General features: G+C 67.5%; 25 protein-coding genes and 1 tRNA gene. 13 read left to right on the forward strand and 13 right to left on the reverse strand.

Annotated elements, in window-relative coordinates; translation table 11 throughout:
• The first annotated feature begins 301 nt into the window (after window positions 1–301).
• Entirely contained in the window at window positions 302–697 is a 396-nt protein-coding gene (locus KDH83_RS11980) for a DUF4148 domain-containing protein (RefSeq protein WP_212315874.1), read from the forward strand.
• A gap of 295 nt (window positions 698–992) precedes the next feature.
• Here KDH83_RS11980 and dnaJ read toward each other — a convergent pair whose 3' ends face one another.
• The 7 genes from dnaJ to hrcA all read right to left on the reverse strand — a co-directional run bounded on the left by dnaJ (window position 993) and on the right by hrcA (window position 7,733).
• Window positions 993–2,117, reverse strand: a complete 1,125-nt coding sequence (gene dnaJ, locus KDH83_RS11985; RefSeq protein ID WP_212315876.1) for a molecular chaperone DnaJ — start codon at window positions 2,115–2,117, stop codon at window positions 993–995.
• 109 nt (window positions 2,118–2,226) lie between these two features.
• Window positions 2,227–4,152: a molecular chaperone DnaK gene (gene dnaK / locus KDH83_RS11990; RefSeq protein WP_212315878.1), complete on the reverse strand. Its 1,926-nt coding sequence runs from the start codon at window positions 4,150–4,152 to the stop codon at window positions 2,227–2,229.
• Window positions 4,153–4,234: 82 nt separating this feature from the next.
• On the reverse strand, window positions 4,235–4,639 hold the full coding sequence (locus tag KDH83_RS11995) for a thioredoxin family protein (RefSeq protein ID WP_212315880.1): 405 nt from the start codon (window positions 4,637–4,639) through the stop codon (window positions 4,235–4,237).
• Between the two features lie 20 nt (window positions 4,640–4,659).
• Window positions 4,660–5,217, reverse strand: coding sequence for a nucleotide exchange factor GrpE (gene grpE, locus KDH83_RS12000; protein WP_103272860.1), 558 nt, complete (start codon window positions 5,215–5,217; stop codon window positions 4,660–4,662).
• A gap of 121 nt (window positions 5,218–5,338) precedes the next feature.
• A complete protein-coding gene (locus tag KDH83_RS12005) occupies window positions 5,339–5,578 on the reverse strand; it encodes a hypothetical protein (RefSeq protein ID WP_103272859.1) in 240 nt (79 codons plus the stop codon).
• Window positions 5,579–5,590: 12 nt separating this feature from the next.
• Window positions 5,591–6,682 (reverse strand): ferrochelatase, encoded by a 1,092-nt coding sequence (hemH, locus tag KDH83_RS12010; RefSeq protein ID WP_212315882.1) that lies wholly within the window; start codon window positions 6,680–6,682, stop codon window positions 5,591–5,593.
• Window positions 6,683–6,728: 46 nt separating this feature from the next.
• Entirely contained in the window at window positions 6,729–7,733 is a 1,005-nt protein-coding gene (gene hrcA / locus KDH83_RS12015) for a heat-inducible transcriptional repressor HrcA (RefSeq protein WP_212315884.1), read from the reverse strand.
• 143 nt (window positions 7,734–7,876) lie between these two features.
• Between hrcA and KDH83_RS12020 the strand changes: the two genes are divergently transcribed.
• Together KDH83_RS12020 and recN are read left to right on the forward strand one after the other, a co-directional pair.
• Window positions 7,877–8,776 carry an NAD kinase gene (locus tag KDH83_RS12020; RefSeq protein ID WP_212315892.1) on the forward strand — a complete coding sequence of 300 codons (900 nt, stop codon included), beginning with the start codon at window positions 7,877–7,879 and terminating at the stop codon, window positions 8,774–8,776.
• 12 nt (window positions 8,777–8,788) lie between these two features.
• Window positions 8,789–10,450 carry a DNA repair protein RecN gene (recN, locus tag KDH83_RS12025; protein WP_212315894.1) on the forward strand — a complete coding sequence of 554 codons (1,662 nt, stop codon included), beginning with the start codon at window positions 8,789–8,791 and terminating at the stop codon, window positions 10,448–10,450.
• Between the two features lie 176 nt (window positions 10,451–10,626).
• Here the strand turns inward: recN and fur are convergent, their stop codons facing one another.
• Window positions 10,627–11,046 (reverse strand): ferric iron uptake transcriptional regulator, encoded by a 420-nt coding sequence (fur, locus tag KDH83_RS12030; RefSeq protein WP_103272854.1) that lies wholly within the window; start codon window positions 11,044–11,046, stop codon window positions 10,627–10,629.
• Between the two features lie 157 nt (window positions 11,047–11,203).
• On the opposite strand from fur, the gene KDH83_RS12035 reads away from it, so the two are divergent.
• On the forward strand, window positions 11,204–11,740 hold the full coding sequence (locus tag KDH83_RS12035; RefSeq protein WP_103272853.1) for an outer membrane protein assembly factor BamE: 537 nt from the start codon (window positions 11,204–11,206) through the stop codon (window positions 11,738–11,740).
• Between the two features lie 17 nt (window positions 11,741–11,757).
• Complete coding sequence (dapB, locus tag KDH83_RS12040) at window positions 11,758–12,549, forward strand: 4-hydroxy-tetrahydrodipicolinate reductase (protein WP_212315896.1); 792 nt, start codon at window positions 11,758–11,760, stop codon at window positions 12,547–12,549.
• Between the two features lie 119 nt (window positions 12,550–12,668).
• On the opposite strand, the gene murB is transcribed toward dapB, so the two are convergent.
• Together murB and KDH83_RS12050 are read right to left on the reverse strand one after the other, a co-directional pair.
• Window positions 12,669–13,718, reverse strand: coding sequence for a UDP-N-acetylmuramate dehydrogenase (murB, locus tag KDH83_RS12045; protein ID WP_212315898.1), 1,050 nt, complete (start codon window positions 13,716–13,718; stop codon window positions 12,669–12,671).
• A gap of 86 nt (window positions 13,719–13,804) precedes the next feature.
• On the reverse strand, window positions 13,805–13,987 hold the full coding sequence (locus tag KDH83_RS12050) for a hypothetical protein (RefSeq protein ID WP_212315900.1): 183 nt from the start codon (window positions 13,985–13,987) through the stop codon (window positions 13,805–13,807).
• 24 nt (window positions 13,988–14,011) lie between these two features.
• On the opposite strand from KDH83_RS12050, the gene KDH83_RS12055 reads away from it, so the two are divergent.
• A tRNA-Gly gene (locus KDH83_RS12055) sits at window positions 14,012–14,087 on the forward strand.
• Between the two features lie 113 nt (window positions 14,088–14,200).
• Here KDH83_RS12055 and KDH83_RS12060 read toward each other — a convergent pair.
• Entirely contained in the window at window positions 14,201–15,196 is a 996-nt protein-coding gene (locus KDH83_RS12060) for a tripartite tricarboxylate transporter substrate binding protein (RefSeq protein WP_212315903.1), read from the reverse strand.
• Window positions 15,197–15,253: 57 nt separating this feature from the next.
• The gene (locus KDH83_RS12065) at window positions 15,254–16,423 is read right to left on the reverse strand and encodes a CaiB/BaiF CoA-transferase family protein (RefSeq protein ID WP_212315905.1); all 1,170 of its coding nucleotides are present in this window, start codon (window positions 16,421–16,423) and stop codon (window positions 15,254–15,256) included.
• Window positions 16,424–16,615: 192 nt separating this feature from the next.
• Between KDH83_RS12065 and KDH83_RS12070 the strand changes: the two genes are divergently transcribed.
• The 7 genes from KDH83_RS12070 to KDH83_RS12100 all read left to right on the forward strand — a co-directional run bounded on the left by KDH83_RS12070 (window position 16,616) and on the right by KDH83_RS12100 (window position 23,585).
• A complete protein-coding gene (locus tag KDH83_RS12070; RefSeq protein ID WP_212315907.1) occupies window positions 16,616–17,668 on the forward strand; it encodes an AraC family transcriptional regulator in 1,053 nt (350 codons plus the stop codon).
• Between the two features lie 128 nt (window positions 17,669–17,796).
• Window positions 17,797–18,981, forward strand: coding sequence for a lipid-transfer protein (locus KDH83_RS12075; RefSeq protein WP_212315910.1), 1,185 nt, complete (start codon window positions 17,797–17,799; stop codon window positions 18,979–18,981).
• Between the two features lie 10 nt (window positions 18,982–18,991).
• Window positions 18,992–19,435 carry a MaoC family dehydratase N-terminal domain-containing protein gene (locus KDH83_RS12080; protein ID WP_212315912.1) on the forward strand — a complete coding sequence of 148 codons (444 nt, stop codon included), beginning with the start codon at window positions 18,992–18,994 and terminating at the stop codon, window positions 19,433–19,435.
• 10 nt (window positions 19,436–19,445) lie between these two features.
• Window positions 19,446–19,865 carry a MaoC family dehydratase gene (locus KDH83_RS12085; RefSeq protein WP_212315921.1) on the forward strand — a complete coding sequence of 140 codons (420 nt, stop codon included), beginning with the start codon at window positions 19,446–19,448 and terminating at the stop codon, window positions 19,863–19,865.
• 21 nt (window positions 19,866–19,886) lie between these two features.
• Window positions 19,887–20,711, forward strand: coding sequence for an SDR family oxidoreductase (locus tag KDH83_RS12090; protein WP_212315923.1), 825 nt, complete (start codon window positions 19,887–19,889; stop codon window positions 20,709–20,711).
• A 16-nt stretch (window positions 20,712–20,727) separates the two neighbouring features.
• Entirely contained in the window at window positions 20,728–21,882 is a 1,155-nt protein-coding gene (locus tag KDH83_RS12095) for an acyl-CoA dehydrogenase family protein (protein WP_212315925.1), read from the forward strand.
• Window positions 21,883–21,923: 41 nt separating this feature from the next.
• Window positions 21,924–23,585 (forward strand): long-chain-fatty-acid--CoA ligase, encoded by a 1,662-nt coding sequence (locus KDH83_RS12100; protein WP_212315934.1) that lies wholly within the window; start codon window positions 21,924–21,926, stop codon window positions 23,583–23,585.
• Between the two features lie 61 nt (window positions 23,586–23,646).
• Here KDH83_RS12100 and KDH83_RS12105 read toward each other — a convergent pair whose 3' ends face one another.
• A complete protein-coding gene (locus tag KDH83_RS12105) occupies window positions 23,647–24,423 on the reverse strand; it encodes an IclR family transcriptional regulator (RefSeq protein WP_212315936.1) in 777 nt (258 codons plus the stop codon).
• Between the last annotated feature and the right edge of the window lie 72 nt (window positions 24,424–24,495).

The raw sequence follows: 24,495 nt of genomic DNA on the forward strand, positions 1-24,495 counted from the left end.
GTGATGCGCCGCCTGCCTGCCCGCACGGAGCGGCGCATGCCGCTACCCCACTCAGGTGCCCCCGCCCCCAGCCGGATCTCCCATGGCCGGCCAAGCAGCCCCGAGGGTATTCTCCCTTCCACCTGTGGGGCAATTCATGAGAAAGAAATTTATTACTCGGTTATTTGGAAAGATGTTTTCAACGAATACGGGTTTATCCCAGGTGGGATAACGCGGAGAATTCAGTCATCGGGAACACATGACGAACCACGACGGAGACCCGCCGGATTCGCACCCTAAATCCAAGACACGGAGGTCTACCATGAAAACCCTGACTACCACCCTGCTGATTTCGCTAGCCCTGGCCGGCGCCGGCGCCCAAGCCGCCGATCTGTCGCAAGCCAAGAGCAGCGCCCAAGTCGCCACCGAACTGCAACAAGCCAAGGCCAGCGGCCAGTACACGTTCGGCGAGCTGGACTATCCGCCCGCCCTGCCCCAGGCCGCCAGCCTGAGCTCGCAGCAAGTGAGCGATGAGCTGCAACAAGCCAAGATCAACGGCCAATACACCTTTGGCGAATTGCAATACCCGCCCGTCGTCGCCGCCCCCGCGACCAAGGCCGCGAAGTCGCGCGCCGACGTGCAGGCCGAACTGGCGCAGGCCAAGGCCAGCGGCCAGTACACCTTCGGCGAGCTGGAATACCCGCCGATCGTGCGCTGAACCGGCCATCCGGTGAGCTGCTTGCTGTAGCCCGGCCGGCCTCGGACGGCATCATGGTCCGGGGCCGGTTTTTTCAGCTACGACAAGCGGATGCAGTACCGCCGCGGCAGAGATGCCGCGGTTTTTTTGCCCATCGAATTGGGCCGCCAAGGCCGCGCGCCCTGCAGGCGCTAGCAGCCCCCCAAGGGGGCGTTTCATCTTGGGGGCGGCCCTGCGATGAAAAATCCCCGCAAGGCATGATGCCCGTGCGGGGATTGGCAAGCCGGGGCGCCAGAATGGCGCCCTATCCGGCGATTCAGCTGAAGAATTCCTTCACCCGGTCGGTCCAGGACTTGCTTTGCGGCGAATGGCGGTCGCCGCCGTCGTTCAGCGAGGCCTCGAACTGGCGCAGGATGTTCTTCTGCTCGTCGCTCAGGCGCACCGGCGTCTCGACCACCACGTGGCAGTACAGGTCGCCCGGATAGCTGCCGCGCACGCCGCGGATGCCCTTGCCGCGCAGGCGGAAGGTCTTGCCCGATTGCGTGCCTTCGGGGATCGAGATCTCGGCCTTGCCGCCCAGCGTCGGCACTTGCAGCTCGCCGCCCAGCGCCGCCGTGGTGAACGGGATGGTCAGCTCGCAATGCAGGTCGTCGCCGTCGCGCTGGAAGATCTGGTGCTTCTTGATGTGGATTTCCACATACAGATCGCCCGGAGGACCGCCATTGATGCCCGGCTCGCCGTTGCCGCTGGAACGGATGCGCATGCCGTCGTCGATGCCGGCCGGAATCTTGACCTGCAGGGTCTTGTTGCGGCGGATGCGGCCCACGCCATCGCAAGCCTGGCAGGGATCGGTGATTTCCTTGCCGTTGCCGTGGCAGGTCGGGCAGGTCTGCTGCACGCTGAAGAAACCCTGCTGCATGCGGACCGCGCCCGAGCCGCCGCAGGTGCGGCAGGTCTTGGGCGAGGTGCCGGGCTTGGCGCCCGAACCCTTGCAGGTGTCGCAGTTTTCCCAGCTGGGCACACGGATCTCGGTGTCGAAACCGGCCGCGGCCTGCTCCAGCGAGATTTCCAGCGCGTACTTCAGGTCGGCGCCGCGATAGACCTGCGGACCGCCGCCGCGACGGCCACCGCCGCCGCCGAAGATTTCGCCGAAGATATCGCCGAACGCATCGGCGAAGCCACCGCCCATGCCGCCGCCCATGCCCGCGGCATTGGGGTCGACGCCGGCGTGGCCGTAGCGGTCGTAGGCGGCGCGCTTCTGCTCGTCGCCCAGGACTTCATAGGCCTCTTTGGCTTCCTTGAATTTCTCTTCAGCTTCCTTGCTGTCCGGATTGCGGTCCGGATGGTACTTCATGGCCAGCTTACGATAGGCCTTCTTCAGTTCGTCGTCCGAGGCGTTCTTCGCCACGCCCAGGACTTCGTAATAGTCGCGTTTTGCCATGATCGGTGGGCCCGGAAGCGAGCCTTCTTTTCAGTGCTACAGAATGAGTCCGCCCGGTAGGCGGAAAATCCGGCTACCGGGCGGCGCTGGGCAGGTCAGAGCCTGGCCATCAGTGGTCGCGCTTGACTTCCTTGAAGTCGGCGTCGACGACATTGTCGTCCACCGGCTTCGCGTTGTCCGCGGCCTGTTGCTGGCCCGCGGCCTGCTGCGCCTGCATGTCGGCGTACATCTTTTCGCCGAGCTTCTGCGAGGCGGTCGACAGCGCTTCCACCTTGGCGTCGATCGCGGCCTTGTCACCGTCCTTCAGCACGGCTTCCAGGTCCTTGATCGCGGCCTCGATGCTTTCCTTCTCGGCGGCCTCGAGCTTGTCGCCGTACTCGGTCAGCGACTTGCGGGTGGCGTGCACCAGCGCGTCGGCCTGGTTGCGCGATTGCGCCAGCTCGGCCACGCGGTGATCTTCCTCGGCATTGGCCTCGGCATCCTTGACCATGCGCTGGATCTCGTCTTCCGACAGGCCCGAGTTCGCCTTGATGGTGATCTTGTTTTCCTTGCCGGTGCCCTTGTCCTTGGCGGACACGTGCAGGATGCCGTTGGCGTCGATGTCGAACGTGACTTCGATCTGCGGCACGCCACGGGGCGACGGCGGAATGCCTTCGAGGTTGAACTCGCCCAGCGCCTTGTTGCCGGCGGCGATTTCGCGCTCGCCCTGGAACACCTTGATGGTCACGGCCGGCTGGTTGTCGTCGGCGGTCGAGAAGGTCTGCGAGAAGCGGGTCGGGATCGTCGTGTTCTTCTGGATCATCTTGGTCATCACGCCGCCCAGGGTTTCAATGCCCAGGGACAGGGGGGTGACGTCCAGCAGCAGCACGTCCTTGCGCTCGCCCGACAGCACGGAACCCTGGATGGCGGCGCCGGCGGCGACAGCCTCGTCGGGGTTCACGTCCTTGCGCGGATCCTTGCCGAAGAATTCCTTGACCTTCTCCTGCACCTTGGGCATGCGGGTCATGCCGCCGACCAGGATCACGTCGTCGATGTCCGAGACCTTGACGCCGGCGTCCTTGATGGCCACGCGGCAGGGCTCGATGGTGCGCTCGATCAGTTCCTCGACCAGCGCTTCCAGCTTGGCGCGCGTGATCTTCAGGTTCAGGTGCTTCGGACCCGAGGCGTCGGCCGTGATGTACGGCAGGTTGATCTCGGTCTGCTGCGCCGACGACAGTTCGATCTTGGCCTTTTCGGCGGCTTCCTTCAGGCGCTGCAGGGCCAGCACGTCCTTGGACAGATCAACGCCCTGTTCCTTCTTGAACTCGGAGATGATGTAGTCGATGATGCGCTGGTCGAAGTCTTCGCCGCCCAGGAAGGTGTCGCCGTTGGTCGACAGCACTTCGAACTGCTTCTCGCCATCCACGTCGGCGATTTCGATGATGGACACGTCGAACGTGCCGCCGCCCAGGTCATAGACGGCGATCTTGCGGTCGCCCTTCTCGTTCTTGTCCAGGCCGAAGGCCAGCGCGGCCGCGGTCGGCTCGTTGATGATGCGCTTGACTTCCAGGCCGGCGATGCGGCCGGCGTCCTTGGTCGCCTGGCGCTGGCTGTCGTTGAAGTACGCGGGCACGGTGATGACGGCCTCGGTCACTTCCTCGCCCAGGTAGTCCTCGGCGGTCTTCTTCATCTTGCGCAGCACGTCGGCCGACACTTGGGGAGGCGCCATCTTGTTGCCGCGCACTTCCACCCAGGCGTCGCCGTTGTCGGCCTTGACGATCGCATAGGGCATCAGGTTGATGTCCTTCTGCACCGCTTTTTCGTCGAACTTGCGGCCGATCAGGCGCTTGACCGCGTACAGCGTGTTCCTGGGGTTGGTCACCGCCTGGCGCTTGGCCGGGGCGCCGACCAGGGTTTCGCCGTCGTCCATGTAGGCGACGATGGAAGGCGTGGTGCGGGCGCCTTCGGCGTTTTCGATGATCTTGACCTGCCCACCGTCCATGACAGCCACGCAGCTGTTGGTCGTGCCCAGGTCGATGCCGATGATTTTGCTCATGGTGGGTTTACCTTGAATGTATATCTATGAAAATAGAGAAAATTTACTGTCCCCGCATAACTGGGGCCGCCGGCAGGGTTTTTCAAGACGTCCCGGCGGAATTTTCCGGAGGCGGCTCACGCAGCCGGCGGATCGCCGCCGTGAACTGGGGCAGGCCCGGCCAGCCGGTGATGCGTCCCAGCCGCTTGCCCGCCCGGTACAGCACGAAGGTGGGCACGCCATGCAGCGAAAAACGCCGGCCCAGCGGCTCGTCCGCGTAGACGTCGGCCTCGAACCAGCTCAGATCCAATTCCAGCAGCGCGTCCCGGTGCAACAGGGCGGTCTGCTTGAAGATATTGCAGTTGTAGCAGTCCTGCCCCCACAGGAACACGCAGCGCAGATCGTCGCCCGGCGCCTGGACCACGGCCGCGTCGAATCCGGCGGAATCGACGTGGCGCATGCCGAAGGCCTCGAAGAAGCTGGCCGGGTCGAAATGGGTCGCGCTCATGGCTGGGGGGCCGTCCGGTTTCAGCCCTGGCCGGCGGACACCACCACCAGCGCGGGCCGCAGCGTGCGGTCGGCGATGGCGTAGCCCTTCTGCAGCAGCTGCAGCACGGTGTTGGCGGGCTGATCGGCCGGCACCGACGAAATCGCCTGGTGCAGGTGCGGATCGAACTTGTCGCCCTGGGCAGGCGCGATTTCCTTGAGCAGGTTGCGCTCGAAGGCGGCGGCCAGCTGCTTCAGGGTCACCTCCACGCCTTCGCGCAGGGTATCCACGGTCTGCTCGGGCTGGGCCAGCGCGGCTTCCAGACTGTCCTTGACCGGGACCAGGCTCTCGGCGAACGACTCGATGCCGAACTTGCGGGCCTTGGACACGTCTTCCTGGGCGCGGCGGCGCACGTTCTCGGCTTCCGCGCGCACGCGCAGCAGCTGGTCATGCTGTTCATTGACGGTGGCCTGGGCGGCGTCCAGCTGGGCGCGCAGCTCGTTCAGCTCGGCCAGCAGGTCGTCCTGGGCGGCGGGGGCCGCGTCGGCGGCGGCGCCGTGCTCGGGCGTCTGGTCTGCGGGCTCGTGGGGTGCCGTCATGGGGAATCCTCCAAAAAGAATGGCTTTCGCAGACATGAATGGGGGCCAATACCCCTATTTCAAGCCCGGGATAGCGAAATATTCCCCGGCGGCGGAACCTTTGCGGAAAATTGGGGTCGCCTTACTTTTTCCTGTGCGGCTGGGCAGGCGCGGCCGGGTCGCTGGCGGGAAAGCTGTCCTTCAGCGCCCGGTCGACCCGGGCCTCGTCCGTTTCCGGCTCGGGATGGACGGCGATGGGGTCGCTGGCGGGAAAGGTCTCGGCCAGCGCCTCGTCCAGCTCATGCTCGACCTGATCCTCGTCCACCGGGGTAGCTACCGTCCCCTTTTTCACGGTCTTGCCAGTCTTGGGATCATGATGCATGAGCCTGCTCCTTCAAGTCGGTGAGTGCGCGCCCCACCCTTGCAGATGCCTGGCCGTCAAGCCTGCCAGGCCGGCGATCCAGGCCGGATCGTCGTTCAGGGCGGGAATGTAGCGGAACTGCCTGCCGCCAGCGCCGAGGAAGGCATGGCGGCATTCCTGGCTGATTTCCTCCAGGGTTTCCAGACAGTCTGCCACAAAACCGGGGCACACCACGTCCACGTCCGTCACGCCGGCGGCAGCCAGCATCTTGAGCGTGGGCTCGGTATAGGGCTCCAGCCAGCGGGCCGCGCCGAAGCGGCTCTGGAAGGTGACTTCGATCTGCTCGCGCGGCAGCGACAGGCGCTGCGACACGAGCCGCGCCGTTTCCATGCAGTCGCGGTAGTAGGGATCGCCCAGCTCGATCGAGTAGCGCGGCAGGCCGTGGAAGCTCATCACCAGCTTCTGCGGACGGCCATGCTCGCGCCAATAGGCTTCGATGCTGCCGGCCAGCGCGTCCAGATAGAACGCATCTTCATGGAAGCGCTTGATGAAGCGCAGCTCGGGCTGGTCACGCAGGCGGCCGGCGTGGCGGGTCACGGCGTCCACCACGGTGGCGGTGGTGCTGGCGGCGTACTGCGGATAGAGCGGCACGGTCAGGATGCGCTCGCAGCCCTGCGCGCGCAGCCGGCTGATCGCGTCCGGGATCGACGGGTTGCCGTAGCGCATGCCCAGTTCCACCGTCGCTTCCACGCCCGCCTCGCGCAACGCCGCGGCCACGCCCTCGGCCTGGCGGCGGCTGTAGACCATCAGCGGCGAGCCCTCCTGCAGCCAGATGCCGGCGTAACGCGGCGCCAGCTTTTTCGGACGCATGGTCAGCACCAGGCCGTGCAGTATCGGCTTCCACAGATAGCGCGGGATTTCGATCACGCGCGGGTCGGACAGGAATTCGCCCAGGTACTTGCGGATGTCCCGGGCCGTGGGCGTGTCCGGGGTGCCCAGGTTCACCAGCAGCACGCCGACCTTGCCCGGCGCGCGCGGCGGCGGATCCTCGTTGAAGGGATCGTCCTGCTCCGGCTCGGGCAGGTAGCGTTCAGGCCACAGACACTTGAACAGGCGAAGAAACACAAAAACTCCCCTTCCTCCGCGAGGAGGATGCAGCTTTGACTGGGAACTACTGGTTGTGGCTGAGCGCGTTGGACAGGAGGCGCGCCGTGATGTCCACGATGGGAATGACGCGCTCGTAGGCCATGCGGGTCGGGCCGATCACGCCCAGGGTGCCGACCACCTTGCCGTCGACCCCGTAGGGCGCGGTGATGACGGACACCTCTTCCATCGGCACCAGCTGGGAATCGCCGCCGATGTAGATCTGCACGCCCTGCGCGCGGCTGGACACGTCCAGCAGCTGCAGCAGGTCGGTCTTTTTCTCGAACAGCGCGAACATCTTGCGCAGCCGGTCCATGTCGGAGGCGATGTCGGTCACGTCCAGCAGCTTGCGTTCGCCTGAGATCACCACGGCGTCGCCGTCCTCGGCCGCCTCGGCGCTGGCCTCGACCGCGGCCTGCATCAGGCGCGAGATGTCCTCGCGCAGCTGGGCGAGTTCGGTGGACAGCGTGCGGCGCACGGCGTCGAAGGACTTGCCGGCGAAATGGACGTTGAAGAAATTGCCGGCCTCCAGCAGCTCGGACTCGGCGTAGTCGCGCTGCACGAACAGGATGCGGTTCTGCACGTCGCCGTCCGGCGTGACGATGATGAGCAGCACGCGCTTGTCGGACAGGCGGATGAATTCGATCTGGCGGAACACCTGGGCGCGCTTGGGCGTGAGCACCACGCCGGCGAACTGGGTCAGGTTGGACAGCAGCGCGGCGGCGGCGTTGACGGCCCGGGTGGGCTCGGCCGCCGACAGCATCTCGCCCATGTTGCGGGGCTCGAGCTGGTACGACTGCACCGCCAGCAGGGAATCGACGAACATGCGATAGCCGCGCGGCGTCGGCACGCGCCCGGCCGAGGTGTGGGGGCTGTGGATCAGGCCCAGCTCTTCGAGGTCCGCCATGACGTTGCGGATCGTGGCCGGGGAAAGATCGAAGACTTTGGATAGCGTCCGCGAACCCACGGGCTGTCCATCGGCGATATAGCGTTCGATCAACGCCTTCAGTAACGCGCGTGCACGGTCGTCCATGGCGGGTATTTTAGGGAATCTTTTCCAATTGAGGCGATTTTTGTCCCGCAAGCGTATATGCGGCCCCATATAATCGGCAAACTGGCCCATTCCGGGCAAGTGTCGCGTTTTCCAACGTCGCCTTTTCTGACCCGCTCGCAGCCATGCACTTTCCCACCGTCGCCCTGATCGGCAGATACCAGGACACCGGCCTGGACGCACCGTTGCGGGCGCTCGCGCTCGCGCTCAGGCAGGCCGGTCGGCAGGTGCTGGTCGACGCCGACACGGCGCGCAACACCGGGCTCACCGAATTCCCCGCCGCCTCGCTCGAAGAGATCGGCCAGAACGCCTCGCTGGCAGTGGTCATGGGCGGCGACGGCACCGTGCTGGGCGCGGCGCGCCACCTGGCGCCTTTCGGCGTGCCGCTGGTCGGCATCAACCACGGACGCCTGGGCTTCATCACCGACATCCCGCTGCAGGACTCGCAGGCCGCGCTGGCGCGCGTGCTGGAAGGCAGCTTCCAGATCGAGGAACGCATGCTGCTCGAGGGCAGCGCCTGGCGTGGCGAACAGCAACTGTATTCCGCCACCGCGCTGAACGACGTGGTGCTCAACCGCGCCGGCCGCGGCGGCATGATCGAAGTCCGCGTCGAACTCGACGGTGCCTTCATGTACACGCAGCGCGCCGACGGCCTGATCATCGCCACGCCCACCGGCTCGACCGCCTACGCGCTGTCGGCCAACGGCCCCATCCTGCATCCGGGCATGAACGCCATGGTGCTGGTGCCGGTGGCGCCGCAGACGCTGTCCAACCGTCCCATCGTCATTCCCGACAGCGGCGTGCTCAACATGACCCTGACCGCCATGGGACGCGTGGGCGTGGGCGCCAGCGTGCACTTCGACATGCAGACCTGGTCCGACCTGCAGCCCGGCGACCGCATCGTGGTGCAGCGCTCGCGCCACAATGTCCGCTTCGTGCATCCCGAAGGCTACAGTTTCTTCTCCACCCTGCGCCGCAAGCTGCACTGGAACCTGATGCCGCAGGCCACCGACAACGTAGAGTAGTTAGCGCCCCCCATGCTGCGCACCCTGCATATCCGCGACTTCGTCATCGTCGAACAGACCGAGATCCATTTCGGCCCGGGCTTCACCGTGTTTTCCGGCGAGACCGGAGCGGGCAAGTCCATCCTCGTCGACGCCCTGGCCCTGGCGCTGGGCGAGCGTGGCGACGCCAGCGTGCTGCGCGAGGGCGCGGCGCGCGCCGACATCTCCGCCGTCTTCGACACGCCCGCGGCGCTGCGCCCCTGGCTGGCCGAACGCGAATTCGACGCCGACGAAGAGCTGGCCCTGCGCCGCGTGATCGACGCCCAGGGACGCAGCCGCGCCTACATCAACGGCACGCCCGCCACCGTCGCGCAACTGCGCGAGCTGGGCGACAGCCTGGTCGACATCCACGGCCAGCACGCCCACCAGAGCCTGATGCGCCCGGACGCGCAGCGCGACCTGCTGGACGCGCACGGCGGCCATGGCGAACTGCGCCAATCCGTGGGCCAGGCCTGGAAGCTCTGGCGCGCGCTGGCCCGCCAGCTCGAAGCCGCCGAAAAGGACGCCGCCGGCCTGGCCGCCGAACGCGAACGCCTGCAATGGCAGGTGGAAGAACTCGACCGCCTGGACCTGGGCCAGGACGAATGGGACGCGCTGCAGTCCGAGCATACGCGGCTGTCGCACGCGCAGTCGCTGCTGGACGGCGCCGGCCAGATCCTGGAAGCGCTGGACGGCGACGGCGATTCGGCCCATCACCGGCTCAATGCGGCCGGCCAGCGGCTGCAGCACATGCTGCGCCACGATCCCGGCCTGCAGGGCATGGTCGACGAGATCGAATCGGCCCGCATCGCCGTCAGCGAAGCCGTGTCCGACCTGAATAACTACGTCAGCCGCGTCGACCTGGATCCGCAGCGGCTGGCCGACGTCGAGGCCCGCCTGAGCGCGGTGTTCGAGACGGCGCGCAAGTTCCGCGTCGAACCCGACGGGCTTTGCGGCCTGCGCGAAGACCTGCACACGCAGTTGTCGGCCCTGCAGGCCGCCGCCGACATCGACAGCCTGCGCGAGCAGACCCAGGCCGCCCAGTCGCGCTACGACGCCGCGGCTGCCAAGCTCGGCACGGCGCGGCGCAAGGTCGCCAAGGACCTCGGCAAGCTGGTCACCCAGGCCATGCAGACGCTGGCCATGCAAGGCGGCCGCTTCGAGCCGACGCTGTCCGCCGCCGCGCCGTCCGCGCACGGCAACGAACAGGTGGAATTCCTGGTGGCCGGCCATGCCGGCACCTCGCCGCGCCCCCTGGCCAAGGTGGCCTCGGGCGGCGAGCTGTCGCGCATCTCGCTGGCCCTGTCTGTCATCGCCAGCCGCGCGGCGCGCGTGCCCACGCTGATCTTCGACGAAGTCGACAGCGGCGTCGGCGGCGCGGTGGCCGAAGTGGTCGGCAAGCTGCTGCGCGAATTGGGCGAGCGGCATCAGGTGCTGTGCGTGACCCACCTGCCCCAGGTCGCCGCCTGCGCCAACAGCCAGTTCCTGGTCAGCAAGGCGGAATCGCGCGGCACCACCCGGTCCAGCATCGAGGCGCTGGACGACGCCGCCCGCGTCGAGGAAATCGCCCGCATGCTGGGCGGCATCAAGCTCACCGCCACCACTCGCGAACACGCGCGCGAAATGCTGGAAGGCGCCGTCCAGGCCACGCGCTGACCCAGACCTGCCGTCAGGCGCGCCTGGCGCTCGGCGCCTCGCGCTGACGATAAAAAAAGCCCCTTCCAATGGAAGGGGCTTTTGATTTCACCGATTCGCGACGAGCGCGGCGCGAATCGGGGGGAATCAGGCTTGCTGCGTCCGGGCGCGAAGCCCAAGCCCGGACACAGGAGGGTTCAGCGGCCCTTCAGGCAGCTGCCGCAGATGCCGTACAGCACCATGGCGTGGCTTTCCAGCGCGAAGCCGTTGTCCTTGGCGACCTTCTGCTGGCGCTTTTCGATGTCGGGATCCGAGAATTCCACGACCTTGCCGCAGTTGGTGCAGATCAGGTGGTCGTGATGGTCGCCGTCGTTCAGCTCGAACACGGCCTTGCCGCTGTCGAACTGGCTGCGGGCCAGGATGCCGGCTTGCTCGAACTGGGTCAGCACGCGGTAGACGGTGGCCAGGCCGATCTCGACGTTCTCGCCGATCAGGGCGCGGTACACGTCTTCGGCGCTGAGGTGCCGTTGGTCGGATTTGCGAAAAATATCAAGAATCTTCAGGCGCGGGAACGTCGCCTTCAGCCCCATGTTTTTCAGTTCGCTTTGGTCGGTCATGGTGTAATCGCTCTCCGTCCGCGTTGGCATGGGCAAGGATCAGGGGAAAACCGCAAGCGGGCCGCCCGGAATTCATGCCGCCCCGCGGAACTATCCTTATGAAACCTTTATGATAACGGTTTTGTCTGCTTCCAAATAATAGGGGCGCGTAGTGTCCATGATTGCACGAATTCCCTCCCGTTCGCTGAAGACCGGCTTGGCCGTCGCCGCCCTGGCCTTCGCCCTCGCGGGCTGCTCGTCCGGCAAATGGGGTTTCCCGTACAAGGCGGGCGTCCAGCAGGGTAACTGGATCACCCAGGAACAGGTGGCCTTGCTGCAGCCCGGCATGTCCCGCGAGCAGGTGCGCTTCGCGCTGGGCAGCCCCACGCTGACCAGCGTGCTGCACGCCGACCGCTGGGACTACCCGTACTACTTCAAGCCCGGCTACGGCGACGCCCAGGAGCGCAAGTTCACGGTCTGGTTCGAGAACGACCGCCTGGTCCGCTGGGAAGGCGACAAGCAGCCCGAGCTGCAGCCCTACCAGATCAACACGCCCAGCGCCCAGGGTGACGAAAAGGCCGAGAAGCGTCTGAACGAAGACGAAGCCCGCCTGAAGGAAGAGCAGGACGCCAAGAAGCGCGACAGCGCCGCGCCTGTCGACCCCGCCACCCAATACCCCGGCCAGCCGGGCAACGCGCCCGAGCCGCTGCGCTGACACCAAGGAATTCCCACATGCGTATTGCAATCGCAGGCGCCAGCGGCCGCATGGGCCAGATGCTGATCGAAGCCGTCCTCGCCGCCGACGGCCTGGAACTGGCGGTGGCGCTGGACCGCAAGGACTCGGCCTCGCTGGGCCAGGACGCCGGCGCCCCGCTGGGCAAGCAGACCGGCGTCGCCATCACCGACAACCTGGACGCGCTATCCGGCGCCGACTGCCTGATCGACTTCACCCGCCCCGAGGGCACGCTGGAGCATCTGCAGGCCTGCGTACGCCATGGCGTGAAGGCCGTCATCGGCACCACCGGCTTCGACGAGGCCGGCCGCGCCGCCATCGAGGTCGCCGCCCAGAAGACCGCCATCGTCTTCGCGCCCAACATGAGCGTGGGCGTGAACGCCACGCTCAAGCTGCTGGACATGGCCGCCCGCATCCTGAATTCGGGCTATGACGTCGAAGTGTTCGAAGCCCACCACCGCAACAAGGTCGACGCGCCCTCGGGCACCGCCCTGAAGATGGGCGAGACCATCGCCTCGGCCTGGGACGTGGCGCTGCCGGACGTCGCCACCTGGAGCCGCCACGGCGACACCGGCGTGCGCAAGCCCGGCACCATCGGCTTCTCGGTGCTGCGTGGCGGCGACATCGTGGGCGACCACACCGTGTCGTTCTGCGGCATCGGTGAACGCATCGAGATCACGCATCGTTCGTCCAGCCGCGTCACCTACGCGCAGGGCGCGCTGCGCGCCGCGCGCTTCCTGGAAGACAAGCACAACGGCCTGTACGACATGCAATCGGTGCTGGGTCTCTAAGCGGCCGTCCAGGCCGCCGCTGGCGGCGCGGCAGTGCCCGACCGGGCAAGCCGGCGCATGAAAAAGGCTCCCTCGGGAGCCTTTTCCTTTTTGCAGGACCGCCGCGCCGAATGCGCGGCTCAGACCCGTACCGGCTCGGGTTCCAGCGCCACGCCGTAGCGCGCGGCCACCGATTCCTGGATGGCCCCGGCCAGCGCCATGATGTCGGCCGCGGTGGCCCCGCCCCGGTTCACCAGCACCAGCGCCTGGCGGTCATGCACGCCGGCGGCGCCCAGACTGCGCCCCTTCCAGCCGCACTGGTCGATCAGCCAGCCGGCGGCCAGCTTGTAGCTGCCGTCGGGCTGCGCATAGGAAACCAGGCCGGGGAAACGCGCCAGCAGTTCATCGCGCCGCGCCGCAGACACGATGGGGTTCTTGAAGAAGCTGCCGGCGTTCCCGGTCACGGCCGGATCGGGCAGCTTGGCGCGGCGGATCTCGCAGACCGCGTCGAAGATATCCCTGGCCGTCGGCGACGCCGTCCGCGACAGATGTTCGTGGCGCTGCAGGTCCGGATACGCCAGCACCGGCCGCCACGGCCGGGGCAAGACGAAGCGCACGCTGACGATGACCCATCGGCCCGGCGCGTCGTGCTTGAAACGGCTGTCCCGGTAGGAAAAACAGCAGTCCGCCGCGGACATCTCCACCATGCGCGCCTGTTGCACATCCCAGGCAGTCAGGCTGTGAAAGCGCTGGTCCAGCTCGACGCCATAGGCGCCGATGTTCTGCACCGGCGACGCCCCCACCGTACCCGGGATCAGCGCCAGGTTTTCCAGTCCGTCCCAGCCCTGCTCGACGCAGGTCGACACGAAACCGTGCCAGTTCTCGCCGCCCGCCGCCTCGACCAGCCAGGCGTCGGGACGCGCTTCCAGCAGTCGGACGCCCTGGAAGCGCACCCGCGCCACCAGTCCCGGCACGGTTTCGGGCAGCACCACGTTGCTGCCGCCGCCCAGCACCAGCAGCGGCGCGCGCTCCCGCGCCAAGGCCGACAAGGCTGGCAATTGCGACGGCTGATCCAGCGTCACGCAGGCCCCGGCGCGGGACGCCAGGCCCAGGGTGTTGAGGCCGGAAAGATCCTGGGCGACCGGGAACAGCGTGGTTTTCGCGTCAGGCATGGCAGGGGAATTTGACATGGGTGCTGCGGGGTTGCTATAGTTTCTGTCTTCGCTCATATTACTTGATTGAGTTTTCCGGTTTTCCGCTCGTTGCGAACCAATGGTCAACGAAAGGCAAACTTGGCAAACCCGGTGGAATAAAAACCCGCTGGCAAGACAAGCTCAAAAAAATCATGTAAGATGCGCGCCTTCTGATCGATAACCAAGTTGATCAGCGCGACAGCCGGCAGGATCACGATTCGTCGGCACGCAATAAAAAATGCGGTTTCCGCAAGCAGTTGGCGCAAGCCAGCCGCCCAGAGGGAACCAATGCGGGAGTAGCTCAGTTGGTAGAGCGCAACCTTGCCAAGGTTGAGGTCGCGAGTTCGAGACTCGTCTCCCGCTCCAAATTCTGATCCGCAGGTTTTCATGCCTGCGGATATTGAGAAAGGGCCGAAAGGCCCTTTTTTCATTTCAAGCGCGCGCCTGATCCCCGCCCTCCCCAACATCCGCGCGCACGCTCACGGCATCTTCAGGCCCAGCTCGGCCACGAACCTCCTTTCCTCCGCCACCTGCCGAACCGCGAAATCGGTATAGGCGGCGCTGTCCATCAGCATGTGTGGCTGGTCCGCGTTTTCCAGGGCGCGGTTGTATTCCGGATCGCGGGAAGCGCGATGAAACGCCTGCTGCAAGCTGCGCACGACCTCGGCATCCATGCCCTTCGGGCCGGCGATCCCCACCGGATTGGCCGTGACGATGGGGTAGCCCAGCTCCGTCAATGTCGGCACATCGGGCATGCGCCTGGCGCGGGCCTCGCCCAGCACCGCCAGCAGGCGCGCCTTGCCGGTATCGACCATCGGCCCCCAGCCCGCGTCCGCCACCATCTGGATATGGCCGCCCAACAGCGCCGTGGTTTCTTCGGCCGCGCCTTTGTACGGAATGAAATTGAAGCGGGTATCGGTCATCCGCGACAGGCGCTCGATCGCGATCCGACCCGATCCGCCCGTGCCGGTGCCGCCATAGCTGATCCTGTCGGGCTGGGCGCGCGCGTCGGCGATCAACTCCTGCAGGTTGCGCCAGGGCGCATCCTGCCGCACCACGATGGCGTACGAATAGGCGGTCATGCAGGCGATATAGGTGAAATCCTTGAGCGGGTCGTAGCTGACCTGCTGCAGGAAGGGATAGCGAAACAAGGTACCCACGACCACCGACACCGTATAGCCGTCCGGCGCGGCGGTATTCGCCATGGCCGCGGGCCCCAGCGTGCCGCCCGCGCCCGGCCGGTTGGCGATGATGACTGTCTGCCCCAGTTCGCGCGAGGCTGCGACCGCCAGCGCGCGCATTTGCGTGTCAGTCGCCCCGCCCGCGGGAAACGGCACGATGAGCGTGACAGGGCGTGATGGAAAGCCGGCGGCGCGGGCCGGCCCGGCCAGGGCCAGCGCGGCGGGCAAGGCCGCGCCCAGCTTGAGCAGGCTGCGTCGTCGCGGCGAGGAAGGGCTGTGGGAATGATCAGTCATGAGGTTCTCCGTCCTGGTCTTGGGGCTTGCGGGTCCGGGCGCGGCAGCCGTATGTCCCTACAGCGCGATGCCGCGCCCGATCAGGCTGGCGATGTCCGGCTCGCCGTAGCCGGCTTCGCGCAGGATCTGATCGGTGTGTTCGCCCGGCAGCGGGGCCTGGCGATGGATGGCGAACTGGAATCCCGACATCTTCACGGGACTGGCCACGTGGACGTTGCGGCCATAGGTCGCATGCTCGGTATGCACGAACATGTCGCGGGCGGCGAACTGCGGATGCGCCAGGCTTTCCGCCAGCTTGAGCACCGGCGATACACAGCAGTCGGCGCCGTCCAGCAGTTCCAGCCACTCCGCCAGCGAACGGGCGCCGAACAGTCGCTGCAATTCGCCGCGCACTCGCGCCTGCTGCGCCGCGTCGCCGTTGCGGTGCAGCGGCGCCAGGTCCGGCCGCTCCAGGCGACGGCACAGCGCCATCCAGAATTTCGGCTCCAGCGCGGCAAGCGCCAGATAGCGCGCGTCCCGTGTCCGGTACAGGCCATAGCAGGCCAGTCCGCCCGACAAGGTATCGGCGCCCGCCGGCCGCGTATCGCCCCGGGCATTGAGCGTGGCCAGCGGCACGACGGCGCCCGCCAGCAGGCCCTCCGCGATGGCGATATCGATGTAGCGGCCGCGCCCGCTGCGCTGGGCGTCGTACAGCGCGGCCAGGATGCCCATGACGGCGGTCAGCGACCCGCCCAGTATGTCGGCCACCGGCAGGTTGGACAGCGCCGGCTGGTCCGGTCCGCAACCGGTCTGCTCGGCGACACCGGCGCAAGCCGCGTAGTTCAGGTCATGGCCGGCAGCATCGCGTTGCGGACCATCCTGCCCGTAACCTGTAATGCTGCAATACACCAGCCGGGGATTGTGCGCCGCCAGGTTGCGGTAGTCGGCGCGCAGCCGGGCAGCCACGCCGGGCCGGAAACTCTCGATCACCACGTCCGCGCTGCGCGCCAGCGCGGCCAGCGCGGCCTGCCCTTCGGGCTCCTTGAGATTCAGCCGCAGTCCGCGCTTGTTGCGGTTGCACAGCGCGCGCAGCGCCGGCGGCACAGGGTCGCCGCCCTGGGTGTCTTCGATCTTGATGACATCGGCGCCCAGGTCGGCCAGATACTGCGCGCCCAGGGGACCGGGCAACAGCCGCGACAGGTCCAGGATCCTGACGCCGGCAAGCGGTGCGGAGTTCGGCGTATCCAAAGAGGGGCTCCCGTAAATACGAAGTGGCATGCCCGTCCGGGGCTGGAGCCAGACTAGCCGCGGCTTTCCGGCAGACCAATGGCGGATTCGCTGATTCCGCTTGGCCGGAATGCTCATGCCAGCCGTTCCTGCGCACGACCGCTTTGGCTACCATCGATCCTGTCGACGCCTGCCCAACCGCTGGAGCCCGCCATGACCCATCACACCATCGCCGTGGGACACATCTCCCAGATCCTGCAAGGCGCGCGCAGCCGCGGCGTGGACGTGGACCAGGTCTTGACGCGAGCCGATGTGCCGCCCGCCCTGCTGCAAGCGCCGATGGCGCGGGTGACGCAGGCGCAGTTCGCGCAGATCCTGCGGATGCTGCGCCGTGTCACCCGGGACGACTTCCTCGGCATGGGGCAGCACCCGGTCCCCCTGGGCGCGTTCGACCAGGCCTGCCGGCTCGCCTTGCAGGAAAGCACCGTGGGACAGGCGCTGCGCGCGGCGTTCCGCCACTACCACGGCGTGCTGCGGGACTTCACGGCGCGCCTGTGCGTCGACGGCGAGCATGCGCGCATCGTGCTCGATTCCCGCAGTCCCAGCAGCTGCGCGCGCTGGTATGGCGAACGCTCCTTCCTGTTCTTCACCCTGGGCGTGGCCAACTGGCTGGCGGCGCGCAGGATCCCCATCCTGGGCGTGGACTACCGCAGCGGCACCCGCAGCGCCGATGCGCACAAGCTCTTCCACGCCCCCGTGCGCTACGGCCAGCCGGCGGCAGGCCTGCGGCTGGAGTCGCGCTGGCTGATGCTGCCGGTGGTGCAGAACACGCAGACGCTCAAGCCGTTCCTGGCCGCCGCGCCGTTCGACCTGCTGGTGAAATACCAGGCCCGCACCAGTCTGACCGACCGCATCCGCCGCCAGCTGCGCAACGACCTTGCCAGGGAATTGCCCTCGCTGGCCCAGGTCAGCGCGCAGCTGGCCATGACGCCGCAGACGCTCAGGCGGCACTTGCGCGAGGAAGGGCAAGGCTTCCAGGCGCTGAAGGACGATCTGCGGCGCGACGTGGCGCTCGAATACCTGGACCGCCACGATCTCTCGCTGATGAACATCGCCGAACGCCTGGGCTTTTCCGAACCCAGCACCTTCCACCGCGCGTTCAAGAAATGGACCGGCGTCTCGCCGGGCGAATACCGCCGCAATCGCCTGAGCTGCGGCCCCGCGGCCCAGCCGCGCGCGGCTGACACTTTCCGCCAATCGGTTTGACGCCTGCGGCCATTGCCGCGCAACGGCCCGTGGGAAGAAGCTAGGGACGTGGCGACAGACAGGCGCCGCAGCCAAGGCGCAGCAGAGCGCGCGGCCGCCGCCGCGCCGGCGCGCCAGGAGAACCAGGCATGAATCGGAAAGTATGGGTGGCGGGCGTGGGCATGATCCCGTTCAGCAAGCCCGGCGCGAGCGAGCCGTACACGGCAATGGGCGCGCGCGCCGCGGGCGAGGCGCTGCGCGATGCTGGACTGCCCTATGGCGCGGTCCAGCAGGCCTACGCGGGCTACGTCTACGGCGATTCGACCGCCGGGCAGGCGGTCCTGTACGGCGTCGGACTGAGCGGCATTCCGGTCTTCAACGTGAACAACAACTGCGCCAGCGGCTCGTCGGCCCTGTTCCTGGCGCGCCAGGCGGTCGAGAGCGGCGCCGTGGAATGCGCGCTGGCCGTGGGCTTCGAACAGATGGTGCCCGGCGCGCTGAAGGGCGTCTACGAAGACCGCCCCTCCCCCCTGCAGGATTTCGTCGCGGCGATGAGCGGCATGCAAGGCTATGACACGGCCAAGCCGCGCGCGGCCCAGTTCTTCGGCGGCGCGGGCCGCGACTACATGAAAGAGCATGGCATCCGCGCCGACACCTACGCCCGCATCGCGGTCAAGGCGCGCCAGCATGCCGCGCGCAACCCGTACGCGGTGTTCCGCCAGACGGTCACGCTGGACGAGGTGCTGGCCGCGCCCATGATCTTCGATCCGCTGACCCGCCTGCAATGCTGCCCGCCCACCTGCGGCGCGGCGGCCGCCATCCTGTGCTCGGACGATTTCGCCCGCCGCCATGGCCTGTCGCCCGCGGTCGGCATCGCCGCGCAGGCCATGACCACCGACACCGCGTCCACCTTCGGCGCGGGCGACATGCGCAAGCTGGTGGGCTACGACATGACGCGCGCCGCGGCCGACCAGGTCTATGAGGCCGCGGCAATCGGCCCCGACGACGTGGACGTGGTCGAACTGCATGACTGCTTCACCGCCAACGAGCTGATCAGCTACGAGGGCCTGCGCCTGACGCCGGACGGCAGCGCCGAGAAATTCATCCTGGACGGCGACAACACCTACGGCGGCAAGGTGGTGATCAACCCGTCCGGAGGGCTGCTGTCCAAGGGTCATCCGCTGGGCGCCACCGGGCTGGCCCAGTGCGCCGAGCTGGTGTGGCAACTGCGAGGCCAGGCGGACCTGCGCCAGGTCGAAGGCGCCAGGCTGGCGCTGCAGCACAACCTGGGATTGGGCGGCGCCTGCGTGGTGACGCTGTATCAGGCGGCCTGAGGAGCGCACCATGCTGGATGCACGCCATATCGGCGCCGCCCTGCCGGCGTTCACCGTCACGGTGGAAGCCGGCCGCCTGCGCTTCTTCGCCAAGGCCACTGGACAGCGCGACCCCGTCTACAGCGACGAGGCCGCCGCGCGCGCGGCCGGACACCGTGCGCTGCCGGTGCCGCCGACGTTCCTCTTCTGCCTGGAAATGGACGGCCCCAGGCCCGCCGCCATGCGCGACCTGCTCGGCATCGATATCGCCAGGGTGCTGCACGGCGAACAGGGTTTCGTCTATCACGCGATGGCCCATGCGGGCGACCAACTGCGCTTCGAGCCCCGCATCGCCGACATCTATGCCAGGAAGAACGGCGCGCTGGAATTCGTCGTACGAGAAACCCGCGTGGCGGACGCCGCTGGCCGCCTGGTCGCCGAACTGCGCGCGACCACCGTCGTGCGCAACGCCTAGGGAGACAGGGATGGAGACAGGAACGCACCGTGACGCCAGGGCGGGCGACGAACTCCCCGGCTTCGCCGCCGGACCGCTCAGCCGGCTGGACCTGGCGCTGTACTGCGGCGCCTCGGGCGATCACAACCCGATCCATGTGGATCTGGATTTCGCGCGTGCAGCGGGCATGGACGACGTGTTCGCCCACGGCATGCTGTCGGCCGCCTACCTGGCGCGCCTGCTGACGAATTGGGCGCCGCAGCCGGCGCTGCGCGAGTACGCCGTGCGTTTCGTGGCGATCACGCATGTGGGCGACGAGGTCCGCTGCTCGGGCCGCGTATTGGAACGCTTCGAGGCGCAAGGCGAAACCCGCCTGCGCGTGGAACTGCAGGCGTACAGCCAGGCCGGGGAGCTGCGGCTCAGCGGCATGGCGGTGCTGGCGGTCCGGTAATTCAGATCTACGGAGAACGCGATGGGCACATTGGAAGGCAAGGTGGCGCTGGTCTCGGGCGCGGGGCGCGGCATCGGGCGCGAGATCGCGCTGAAACTGGCGCGCGAGGGCGCCCGCGTGGTGGTGAACGACCTGGACGCGGAGCCGGCGCAAGAGACCGTGGCGCATGTCCGCCAGGCCGGTGGGCAGGCGCAAGCCTGCGCCGGCAGCGTGATAGAACCCGGTTTCGCCGAACGCTTCGTCGGAACCGCGGTGGATACCTTCAAGGGCCTGGACATCATCGTCAACAATGCCGGCTATACCTGGGACAACGTGATCCAGAAGATGACGGACGAGCAATGGGACGCGATCCTGGCCGTGCACCTGTCCGCGCCCTTCCGCATCCTGCGCGCCGCGTCCGGCTTCATCCGCGATGCCGCCAAGGCCGAGGCGGAACAAGACCGGGAAGTGTTCCGCAAGGTCGTGAACATCTCGTCCACGTCCGGCGTGATGGGCAATGCGGGCCAGGCGAACTACTCCGCGGCCAAGGCCGGCATCAACGGCCTGACGCGCGCGCTGGCCAAGGAATGGGGGCGCTACAAGGTCAACGTCAACAGCGTGGCCTTCGGACTGATCAAGACGCGCCTGACGCAAGCGCCGGCAGACGCCGACGCCACGCTGGACATCGCCGGCCGGCAGATCAAGGTAGGCGTCAATCCGCAAGTGCTGAAGAACGCCGAAAGCCTGATCCCCATCGGCCGGGCCGGCACGCCCGCCGAAGCCGCGGGGGCCGTATACCTGTTCTGCCTGCCCGAATCGAATTACGTCAGCGGTCAGGTCCTGGTCGTGGGCGGCGGCCGTCCTTGAATACGGAGAGACCGCAATGGACACGCCCAGGCAAGGCTGGATGGACGCGGACCTGACCCTGTTCCAGGATTCGACGCGGCGCCTGTTCGAACGGGAATTCGCGCCCGACGAGGAACGCTGGCGCAAGCAGCAGCACGCGGACCGCGGCATCTGGCACAAGGCCGGCCGCCTGGGCCTGCTGTGCGTGAGCATGCCCGAGGCCTACGGCGGCGGCGGCGGCAGCTTCGCCCACGAAGCGATCGTGGCGGCGGAGCAGGCGCGCGCCATGGTCCACGGCTTCAGCAACAACGTGCACAGCGCCATCCTGGCGCACTACATCCTGAACTACGGCACCGAAGCGCAGAAGCAGCGCTGGCTGCCGAAGATGGCCACCGGCGAGCTGGTGGGCGCCATCGCCATGAGCGAGCCGGGCGCCGGGTCCGATCTGAAAAGCGTGCGCACCAGCGCCGTCAAGCAGGACGGTGCGTATGTGCTCAACGGCTCCAAGACCTTCATCACCAACGGCCTGCACGCCGACCTGATCTGCGTGGTGGCCAAGACCGACGCGCAGGCGGGAGCGCGGGGCGTTTCGCTGATCATGGTGGAAACCCGCGACCTACCGGGTTTCCGGCGCGGCCGCCTGCTGGAAAAGCTGGGCCAGAAAAGCCTGGACACGGCGGAACTGTTCTTCGACGGCGCGCGCGTGGACGCAGACTGCCTGCTGGGCCGCGTCGAAGGCCGCGGCTTCGCCCAGCTGATGCAGCAGTTGCCGCGCGAGCGGCTGCTGATCGCGGTGGGCGCGGTGGCCACCATGCGGCGCGCCATCGAGGAAACCGTGGCCTACGCCGGCGCGCGCCAGGTCTTCGGACAGGCGCTCATCGACATGCAGAACACGCGCTTCAAGCTGGCCGAATGCGAGACCGTCGCCACGATCGCGGCGCGCTTCGTCGACAGCTGCATCGAGCGGCAGCTGGCGGGCACGCTGGACCTTGCCACGGCCGCGATGGCCAAGTGGTGGACCACGCAGATGAACTGCCAGGTGATCGACGAATGCCTGCAATTACACGGCGGCTACGGCTACATGCTGGAGTATCCGATCGCCAGGATGTACGCGGATGCGCGCGTCGGAAAAATCTACGGCGGTTCCAACGAGATCATGAAGGAGATCATCGCGCGCGCGATGACGGCCTGACGCGGCGCCCGACAAGGCCGGAACAGGCCCGAGGAGACACCATGCAACAAGCGCATTACCAGTACTGGCCCAAGGGACTGCCCAAGGCGATCCACCCGCCGCAGTCCAGCCTGTACTTCAACCTGGAAGCGTCTGCCACTCGCTACCCCGGCAAGCCCGCCATCGTGTACTACGACGCGGTGCTGGACTACGCGCGCCTGAAGCGCGAGGTCGACGCCATGGCCGGCTACCTGCAGCACAGCGCGGGGGTCAAGCCGGGCGACCGCGTGCTGCTGCTGAGCCAGAATTGCCCGCAGTTCGTCATCGCCTACTACGCGATCCTGCGCGCCGACGCGGTGGTCGTCCCGGTCAACGCCATGAGCACTCCGGATGAGCTGGCGCACTACCTGGATGACAGCGGCGCCCGGGTGGCGTTCGCCGCCCAGGAGCTGTGCGCGCGGCTGGAGGGCTTTGTTCAGGACGGCCGCCTGGAACGCGTCATCGTCCACACCTATTCCGACTACCTGGCCGGCGCGGCGCCCGATGCGCCGGACTGGGTCGCCGCGCCCCGGCGCAAGCCCGATCTGTGCGGCGGCGTGCCCTGGTACGGCGCGCTGGCCGTCAACGCCGCCCCGCTGCCGCACCGGGCGGGCGCGAAAGACCTCTGCCTGCTGCCCTATACCTCGGGCACCACCGGCCGGCCCAAGGGCTGCCGCCACACGCACGGCACGATGAGCGCGGCGCTGGTCGGCTCACAGCTGTGGCGCGGACTGACCGCCGAGGCCGTCATCATGGGCGCGGCGCCCATGTTCCATCTGCTGGGCATGCAGAGCTGTCTGAACACGCCCATCCTGCTGGGCGCCACGGTGGTGGTGCTGTCGCGCTGGGACCGCCAGGCGGCGGCCCGGCTGATGGCGCGCCATCGCATCAGCATCTGGGCCGCGCCTCCCGCGATGATCGTGGACTTCTTCGCGCAGCCCGGCATCGAGGACCTGGACCTGTCCGGCCTGGCGCAGCTATGCGGCGGCGGGGCGCCCATGCCCGAGGCGGTGTCCGCGATGCTGAGCCGCCGCTACGGCATCACCTACAGCGAGGCCTACGGCCTGACGGAAACCGCCGCCTTCCTGCATTGCAACCCCTTGCATCGCGGCAAGCGCCAATGCGCCGGCGTGCCCACGTTCGGCGTGGACACGCGCGTGGTGGATCCGGCCACGCTGGCCGAACTGCCCCAGGGCGAAACCGGCGAACTGGTGACGCGCGGCGCGCAGGTCATGCTGGGCTACTGGAACAATCCCCAGGCCGACGCCGAGGCTTTCGTCATGCTGGACGGGCAGCGCTATTTCCGCACCGGGGATCTCGGCCGCGTGGACGAGGAAGGCTACTTCTACGTGACCGACCGCCTCAAGCGCATGATCAACGCGTCCGGCTACAAGGTCTGGCCGGCGGAAGTGGAGAACGCGCTGTACGAGCATCCGGCGGTGCACGAGGCCTGCGTGATCGGCGTGCCGGATCCCAGCCGTGGCGAAACGGTGAAGGCCTTGCTGGTGCTGCGCCCGCAAGCCCAGGGCAGCGTGCGGGAAGACGAGGTGATCGCCTGGGCCCGCACCCGCATGGCGGCCTACAAGGCGCCGCGCATCGTGGAGTTCGTGGAGGCTCTGCCCAAGTCCAGCACCGGCAAGATCCTGTGGCGCCAGTTGCAGGAAGCGGGCAAGGCCACGACCTAGTGTGCTGTCCCGCGCGCCGGGGCCCGGTAGCGCCGACACCGCGAGCCTGCTCCGCCCCACGCTACTGCCGCAGCAATTCCCCGATCTCGCGCGCCGCGCGCCGCAACACCGGCAATACCTCCCGCACCCTTGCGTCGGTCATGCGGCTGTGCGTGGTCGCCACCGTCACGGCCGCCAGCAGCAGGCCGCTGTCGCTGTGCACCGGCAGGCCGACGGCGCTGATGCCCGGCACGGCCCGATTGGCGATCAGCGCATAGCCCGCCTTGGCGGCTTGCGCGCAATGCGCCCGGACATCGCGCGCATCCAGGTCGCCGTAGGCGCCCAGCCGCGGCGCGATGGCGTCGATGACGTTCTCCTGTTCCGCAGGCGGCAGGTTCGCCAGCAGCGCCAGCCCGCCGGCGCTCACGCCCAGCGGCTGGCGGCTGCCCATCGGCAGGGCCGGCGTCTGTATCGGATAGCCGCCCTGGACCCGGTTGATGCATACCGTATCGTTGCCGCTGCGCACGAACAGGAAGCTGGTATCCCCCGTCTCCACGGCCAGCCGTGTCAGGGCTGACAGGCTCAGGTCGCGCAGATTGAATCGGTGCGCGGCGGCCAGGCCCAGTTCGAACACCAGCGTACCGAGCCGGTAGCGGCGCGTGGCGGGATCCTGCACCGCCATGCCCTGCGACACCAGCGCCCGGAGCAGGCGATGCATGGTCGGCCGCGCCAGGCCGGCGGCATCGGCCACATCGACCAGCCGCATACCGGCATCGGCTTCGCGCGCCAGCAGCTTCAGCACCTGGATGGCCCTCGTGATGCCCTGGGCGCCGTTCACGGTCTCTATCGCTACGCTCATCATCAGTCCAATTGATGGAATTTTATTTATTTCAATTGATGGGCCTGCATCTGAACACCTAGGATGTCCCGG

Source organism: Achromobacter sp. Marseille-Q0513, from assembly GCF_018195695.1.
Taxonomy (GTDB): Bacteria; Pseudomonadota; Gammaproteobacteria; order Burkholderiales; family Burkholderiaceae_B; genus Achromobacter.

What these genes read in the sequence shown, in the direction of transcription:
- KDH83_RS11980 (WP_212315874.1), top strand. Translation starts at nt 302, where the DNA reads ATGAAAACCCTGACTACCACCCTGCTGATTTCGCTAGCCCTGGCCGGC.
- dnaJ (WP_212315876.1), bottom strand. Translation starts at nt 2,117, where the DNA reads ATGGCAAAACGCGACTATTACGAAGTCCTGGGCGTGGCGAAGAACGCC.
- dnaK (WP_212315878.1), bottom strand. Translation starts at nt 4,152, where the DNA reads ATGAGCAAAATCATCGGCATCGACCTGGGCACGACCAACAGCTGCGTG.
- KDH83_RS11995 (WP_212315880.1), bottom strand. Translation starts at nt 4,639, where the DNA reads ATGAGCGCGACCCATTTCGACCCGGCCAGCTTCTTCGAGGCCTTCGGC.
- grpE (WP_103272860.1), bottom strand. Translation starts at nt 5,217, where the DNA reads ATGACGGCACCCCACGAGCCCGCAGACCAGACGCCCGAGCACGGCGCC.
- KDH83_RS12005 (WP_103272859.1), bottom strand. Translation starts at nt 5,578, where the DNA reads ATGCATCATGATCCCAAGACTGGCAAGACCGTGAAAAAGGGGACGGTA.
- hrcA (WP_212315884.1), bottom strand. Translation starts at nt 7,733, where the DNA reads ATGGACGACCGTGCACGCGCGTTACTGAAGGCGTTGATCGAACGCTAT.
- KDH83_RS12020 (WP_212315892.1), top strand. Translation starts at nt 7,877, where the DNA reads ATGCACTTTCCCACCGTCGCCCTGATCGGCAGATACCAGGACACCGGC.
- recN (WP_212315894.1), top strand. Translation starts at nt 8,789, where the DNA reads ATGCTGCGCACCCTGCATATCCGCGACTTCGTCATCGTCGAACAGACC.
- fur (WP_103272854.1), bottom strand. Translation starts at nt 11,046, where the DNA reads ATGACCGACCAAAGCGAACTGAAAAACATGGGGCTGAAGGCGACGTTC.
- KDH83_RS12035 (WP_103272853.1), top strand. Translation starts at nt 11,204, where the DNA reads ATGATTGCACGAATTCCCTCCCGTTCGCTGAAGACCGGCTTGGCCGTC.
- dapB (WP_212315896.1), top strand. Translation starts at nt 11,758, where the DNA reads ATGCGTATTGCAATCGCAGGCGCCAGCGGCCGCATGGGCCAGATGCTG.
- murB (WP_212315898.1), bottom strand. Translation starts at nt 13,718, where the DNA reads ATGTCAAATTCCCCTGCCATGCCTGACGCGAAAACCACGCTGTTCCCG.
- KDH83_RS12060 (WP_212315903.1), bottom strand. Translation starts at nt 15,196, where the DNA reads ATGACTGATCATTCCCACAGCCCTTCCTCGCCGCGACGACGCAGCCTG.
- KDH83_RS12070 (WP_212315907.1), top strand. Translation starts at nt 16,616, where the DNA reads ATGACCCATCACACCATCGCCGTGGGACACATCTCCCAGATCCTGCAA.
- KDH83_RS12075 (WP_212315910.1), top strand. Translation starts at nt 17,797, where the DNA reads ATGAATCGGAAAGTATGGGTGGCGGGCGTGGGCATGATCCCGTTCAGC.
- KDH83_RS12080 (WP_212315912.1), top strand. Translation starts at nt 18,992, where the DNA reads ATGCTGGATGCACGCCATATCGGCGCCGCCCTGCCGGCGTTCACCGTC.
- KDH83_RS12085 (WP_212315921.1), top strand. Translation starts at nt 19,446, where the DNA reads ATGGAGACAGGAACGCACCGTGACGCCAGGGCGGGCGACGAACTCCCC.
- KDH83_RS12090 (WP_212315923.1), top strand. Translation starts at nt 19,887, where the DNA reads ATGGGCACATTGGAAGGCAAGGTGGCGCTGGTCTCGGGCGCGGGGCGC.
- KDH83_RS12095 (WP_212315925.1), top strand. Translation starts at nt 20,728, where the DNA reads ATGGACACGCCCAGGCAAGGCTGGATGGACGCGGACCTGACCCTGTTC.
- KDH83_RS12100 (WP_212315934.1), top strand. Translation starts at nt 21,924, where the DNA reads ATGCAACAAGCGCATTACCAGTACTGGCCCAAGGGACTGCCCAAGGCG.
- KDH83_RS12105 (WP_212315936.1), bottom strand. Translation starts at nt 24,423, where the DNA reads ATGAGCGTAGCGATAGAGACCGTGAACGGCGCCCAGGGCATCACGAGG.